This window comes from Roseovarius tibetensis (assembly GCF_050896375.1).
Lineage (GTDB): Bacteria > Pseudomonadota > Alphaproteobacteria > Rhodobacterales > Rhodobacteraceae > Roseovarius > Roseovarius tibetensis.
In genome coordinates, this window is sequence record NZ_JBPBBB010000083.1 from 1 (window position 1) to 5,277 (window position 5,277).

6 protein-coding genes are annotated in these 5,277 nt (G+C 67.1%); 2 read left to right on the top strand and 4 right to left on the bottom strand.

From position 1 onward, the window contains the following. The 4 genes from ACROSR_RS20025 to ACROSR_RS20040 form a co-directional block, all read right to left on the bottom strand. The coding region (locus tag ACROSR_RS20025) for a biotin/lipoate--protein ligase family protein (protein WP_432687650.1) at positions 1-419 on the bottom strand (419 nt) is incomplete at its 3' end. Continuing rightward, a complete protein-coding gene (locus tag ACROSR_RS20030; protein WP_432686954.1) occupies positions 416-1,480 on the bottom strand; it encodes an Mrp/NBP35 family ATP-binding protein in 1,065 nt (354 codons plus the stop codon). The genes ACROSR_RS20025 and ACROSR_RS20030, both read right to left, overlap by 4 nt. 1 nt (position 1,481) lies before the next feature. Further along, the gene (locus tag ACROSR_RS20035; RefSeq protein ID WP_432687651.1) at positions 1,482-1,676 is read right to left on the bottom strand and encodes a DUF6494 family protein; all 195 of its coding nucleotides are present in this window, start codon (positions 1,674-1,676) and stop codon (positions 1,482-1,484) included. A gap of 60 nt (positions 1,677-1,736) precedes the next feature. Next, entirely contained in the window at positions 1,737-3,692 is a 1,956-nt protein-coding gene (locus ACROSR_RS20040) for a 4Fe-4S binding protein (protein ID WP_432687652.1), read from the bottom strand. A 394-nt stretch (positions 3,693-4,086) separates the two neighbouring features. Here ACROSR_RS20040 and ACROSR_RS20045 point away from each other — a divergent pair, with 394 nt between their 5' ends. Together ACROSR_RS20045 and ACROSR_RS20050 are read left to right on the top strand one after the other, a co-directional pair. After that, positions 4,087-4,635, top strand: coding sequence for a DUF3305 domain-containing protein (locus ACROSR_RS20045; protein WP_432687653.1), 549 nt, complete (start codon positions 4,087-4,089; stop codon positions 4,633-4,635). Further along, entirely contained in the window at positions 4,632-5,252 is a 621-nt protein-coding gene (locus tag ACROSR_RS20050) for a DUF3306 domain-containing protein (protein WP_432687654.1), read from the top strand. Before ACROSR_RS20045 ends, ACROSR_RS20050 begins: the two co-directional genes overlap by 4 nt. Positions 5,253-5,277: the final 25 nt, after the last annotated feature.

Sequence of the window (5,277 nt, forward strand, 5' to 3'; positions counted from 1 at the left end):
GGTGTGTCGCCGGGGTTACTGGTAAGCTGCATCAGTGGCAGGTCGAGGCCGACCACCAGCCAGCCCGGAATCGTCGCTGGATCGGTGCCATCCGCGGCGACGCGCAGCCGCCCGCAGGACGCGCCGTTGATCCGCAGCCCGCCATCCCACTCGAGATGCACGGCGACCTCGGGCGGGGCGAGCGCGCCCAGGGCGTTCTGGAACCCGATCCCGCAGGCCGGCAGCATCGCCATTGCGTCCTCCAGCGGCACCTCGGGCGCCATTACCAGCGCCGCCATCAGCCGGTCGGCGGTGATGTTGTGCACGATCAGCCCGGCGTCGCAGCCCGATGCGGCCATGCTGCGCGCCGCGTCGAACGGATGGGTGGCGCCCGTCACCGCATGCCCGGACAACAGCGGGGGAAAGCTGGGATCGTTCATGCCACGCCTTGCGCGATCATCTGGCGCGCCACGTCGCGAAAGGCCTGCGCCTGCGGGCTGTCGGGTTTCGACACCACGATCGGCGCGCCGCCATCCGAGGCCAGACGGATATCGAGATGCAGCGGGATCTCGGCCAGCAGCGGCACGCCCAGCTTGGCGGCCTCGGCCTGCACGCCGCCATGGCCAAAGATGTGTTCCTCATGCCCGCAATTCGAACAGATATGCGTCGACATGTTCTCGATCATGCCCAGCACGGGCACGTGCAACTGGTTGAACATGTCGATCCCCTTGCGCGCGTCCAGCAGCGCCACGTCCTGCGGGGTCGACACGATGATCGCACCGTCCACCTGCGCCTTCTGCGCCAGCGTCATCGACACGTCGCCGGTGCCGGGTGGCAGATCGACGAGCAGGCAATCGAGCGCGCCCCATTGTACCTGCATCAGCATCTGCTGCAGCGCCCCCATCAGCATTGGCCCGCGCCAGACGACGGCCTGATCCTCGTTGGTCATCAACCCGATCGACATCATCGTGACGCCGTGATTGCGCATCGGCAGGATGGTCTTGCCGTCGGGGCTGGCCGGGCGGCCCGACACGCCCAGCATCCTAGGCTGCGACGGCCCGTAGACATCCGCGTCCAGCAGCCCCACGCGCCGCCCCTCGGCGGCGAGCGCGCAGGCAAGGTTGGCCGATACCGTGGACTTGCCGACCCCGCCCTTTCCGCTCGCGATAGCGATCAGGTGATCGACGCCGGGCACCCGCTCGGGGCCTTTCGGCTCGGACGGTTTCGAGCTCTTGAGATCGGGTGGTGCCTTCGCGGCATGCCCCGTCAGCACGACCGACACGGTCCCGGCCCCCGGCAGCGCCTTGACCGCCGCCTCGGCGGCGTCGCGGACGGGGTTGTACGCCTCGGCCCTTGACGGATCGATCTCCAGCACGAAGCGTACCGCGCCGTCCTCGACCGACAGCGCGCGGGTGACGCCGGCGGCCACGATATCGGACCCGCTCACCGGATCGGTGATGTCCTTCAGTGCCGCGAGGACCGCGTCCCTCGTCAGTGCCACGTCAGTCCTGTCCCTTGATGGTGCCGGTGACCACGTGTTCGACATCCAGCCCCTCGACGGTCAGCACCACCCTGGCCTCGAATTCCTGACCGGCTGTGGCGCCTTTCTCGCGCAGGCCTTCCTCGATCGCCTGCTGCGAGGTGACGCCCACCTGCTTGAGGAACTTGCGCATCGACATGTTGAACTCTTCGGTCATGGGATCCTCCCTTGTTTCATCGCAATCGTCGGCGAACGTTCCGGCGCCGGCATGTCGCCTTCAGTGGTCCTTGCGGCCGCTCAGGTAATCCTCGGTTGTTCGCACGCGGGGACGGTCCCCGGCGGCAAACGGATTGTCCGACGACTTGAACTGCGCGTTGATCCTGCAATCCTCGCACATCTGGATCGTGCGGGCGGCTTCGGATGTGGCGAACATCGAATGTTTGCCGGCCAGTTTTTCCAGTATCCGGTCAATCGTCGATTTCGATCCGAAAAGCGCGCCGCATTCGATGCAGGCGCACGGCTCTTCCTCGTGCAGCACGATCTGGCTCATGGCGCTGTCGGCCAGTGTCATGCGCGGCTCCAGCGTGATCGCGCTTTCGGGGCAGATCGTGGCACAGATGCCGCATTGCAGGCAGGCATCCTCCTGAAAGCGCAGTTGCGGCAGATCGGCATTATCCATCAGCGCGCCCGACGGGCACAGCGACACACAAGACAGGCACAGCGTGCAGGCCTCGGTATCGACACGCACGGTTCCGTAGGGGGCGCCGTCGGGCAGGGGCAGCGTCTCGTCGCCGGGTGTCAGCGCCTTTGCGGCAAGGCGCGTCACCTGGCGGCGGCTGCCCATCGGCAGCACGGGCTCGGCCACGCCCCGTGCCGGCGTCGTATCGTAAAGCGCGGCGCAAAGCGCGTCGGGCTCTTCGGGGTCCAGCATTTCGACGGGTGCGCCACCGGCCATTGCGCGGGCCAAGGGCACCTCTCGGTCCAACGCGTCCCGCTCGGTGCGCGGTGCCAGCAGGATCTGCACCGCCCCGAACCCCGAGGCGAGCGCGGCAAGGATCTCGGCATGGCCGAAACCCGATAATGCTGCCACCTCCAGCGGGATCACGTCGGCGGGCAGCCCGGCGCCGTGGCGCGCGGCCAGCCGGATCATCTCGGCGCCAAAATCCGCGTCATGCACCAGCAGCCGCGGTGTGGTCCCGCCCGCGCGCAGATAGGCCGAGGCCAGCGTCTGGATGCGGCGGAAGGTCATGTCCGGGGGCGGGGCGTCATAGCTGATCGCGCCCGACGGGCACACCGCGGCACAGGCCCCGCAGCCCGCGCAGATCATCGGGTCGACACTGACATGATCGCCGTCGGGAACGATCGCCCCGGTCGGACAGATGTCGAGGCACTTGCTGCACCCGGTCTGCCCGGCGCGGGAATGTGCGCAAAGATGCGGCTCCAGCGCGACGTAAAGCGGCTTTTCGAACGTGCCGATCAGCTGTGCCGCCTCGAACACCGCGTCTGCGACCGCCGGCAGGCTGCCCGGATCGGCACGCAGGTAGCCTTCGCGCTTTTGCGGCGCGGGAAACATCGGCGTGCCGCCCGACAGGTCGAGTATGATGTCGCACTGCGTCTGCCCGCCATCGCGCGGTGCGGTCCAGCGCAGGGGGCCGCGCCCGGCGGGATTGACCTGTTGCAGCGCATCCAGACGCAGATCGAACCCGCCAAGCGCGCCCGTGGCCTGCACGATCCGCCCCCGGATCGCGTCGTAGGCGCGGCTTTCGGGCGGGTCGCCGTCATCGGTCAGCAGCACCGTGACGCCAAGCGTCGGTGCCAGCTTTTCGGCGGCGGGCAGGGCCGCGTCCGCCGCACCGATGATCAGGCACAGCCCTTCCGAAATCACGTCCCGCGTCTTTTCGGACGGCACCGGCAGGCTGGCCTCGGCCAGCAGCGCGGCCATCTTCGGATGCTTTGATGCGGGGTCGTCGGACCATCCGGCGCGGTCACGCAGGTCGATACAGGCGGGGCTGTCGGCACCCAGTTCGGCCGCGAGATCCTCGAAGGTTCGGGTCTCCTGTCCGCAACAGATGATCGCCTCGCCCGTTTCGATCGCCTTGGCCGCCGCGCCGATCTCGTCGGTACAAAGCGCGCTGTGCATCCGCGAACAGCGCAGCCCCGTGGCCGTCTCAAGCGCGTCGGCGTCGATACTCTGGGACGCGGCGCAGTCGCATAACAGCAGGGTTCGGGACATGGACACTCCGGGATTTGGTCGCGGCAACACGACGGCGGCACCATCGTACAGCAGCTGAACATTAGACCCGATTGCACGGGCACGTAAACCGTCATTCGACCTTACCAGATCACGCTGCGGTGCCTGCCGGGACGGGTCGCAATCCCGATTGATTCTGTTGGAAAGCGACGAGATATGTTGCTGCTTTGCGGCATGACATCTGGCGCGCAGCCGGATTTCCGTTGCCTTGCGCGGGCTTGGATGGATCGCGGGTGCAGTATCCTTGTTTCTTGGCCGCACCGGATCGCACGCTGAAAAAATTACGTTGTTTTGGTCACTAAAATGGACCACAATGGTATGCAGTCAGATCAGGGTTGATAGACGCTTGACCGTTGCACACGACAAAGAAGCGACGATGCCCCTTGGTGTCGTGATCCGCAAATCCCCCGGTGTGACCCGGTGGGCGTCGTGGACATGGCGTGCCGTCGCCGTCCTGCCGGGGGCCCCCGACGCCGCGTGGCACGAACTGCGCCGCGACGGCAAGGCGGTGGAATACCACGCCGCGACCATGCCCCTGCTCTTGCACCACACGCAGACCGAGGCCTATCTGCAGGGCCTTTCCGCGAAGGTGCCGTGCGTCTATGTCGTGATGCGCGATTTAGGCAGGGCGCACGGGACTGACGCGCCACTTGATGTCGTGCTGGTCACGGCCTCGCCGTTCGAGGCGCAGGATTACGCCGATACCGGCGAAGAAATCGTCGAAAAGGTGCCGATGACCGAGGGGCTGATCGCCTGGGTACGCGATTTCGTCGACGCGCATCACGCGCATGAGACGTTCAAGAAGCGCCGCCGCGATACGCATGTCATCGGCGACGCGCAGGACGGCATCGGCGATCCGCGCATTCCCCAGCTAAGCGATGTCTACCGCGCCCCCGGCGCGGCGAGACGGGGGCGACTGCAATGAGCCGGGGCAGGGATTTCTGGTCACGCCGCCGTGCACAGGTCGCGGCCGAAGCCGAGGCGCAGGCGCGCGAGGCAGAGATCGCGGCGCGTGAGACGGATCTGGCCGACAAGACGGACGCGGAACTGTGCGAGGATCTGGGTCTGCCCGATCCCGACGCGATGCAGTCCGGCGACGATTTCAGTGCCTTCATGTCGAAGGCGGTGCCCGACCGGTTACGCCGGCGCGCGCTGCGACGCCTGTGGCGCAGCAATCCGGTCCTGGCCAATGTCGACGGGCTGGTGGATTACGGCGAGGATTTCACCGACAGTGCCACGGTGATCGAGAACCTTCAGACCGCCTATCAGGTGGGCCGGGGCATGACCGCCCATGTCGAGGAAATGGCGCGTCAGGCTGAAGCCGAGGCGGAGGCAGAGGGCGCGGGCGCTGAACAGACCCCCAAGACCGAAGAGTCCATACCCGAGGCCCCGGATGTCGCGGTGGCGGACGCCGATGACAGGGCCTGCGAGACCTCGGATCCCTATGTCTGGACCCACGCGGACCCGTCCGCCACGGAGACCGACCTGCCGCCCCGGCGGCGGATGCGGTTCGCGTTCGACGAGACCGGAGTTTCGGCATGACACAGGATGCCCTGATGGACCAGAC

Coding starts and splice junctions, on each gene's coding strand:
- ACROSR_RS20040 (WP_432687652.1), bottom strand. CDS start 3,692: ATGTCCCGAACCCTGCTGTTATGCGACTGCGCCGCGTCCCAGAGTATC.
- ACROSR_RS20050 (WP_432687654.1), top strand. CDS start 4,632: ATGAGCCGGGGCAGGGATTTCTGGTCACGCCGCCGTGCACAGGTCGCG.
- ACROSR_RS20045 (WP_432687653.1), top strand. CDS start 4,087: ATGCCCCTTGGTGTCGTGATCCGCAAATCCCCCGGTGTGACCCGGTGG.
- ACROSR_RS20035 (WP_432687651.1), bottom strand. CDS start 1,676: ATGACCGAAGAGTTCAACATGTCGATGCGCAAGTTCCTCAAGCAGGTG.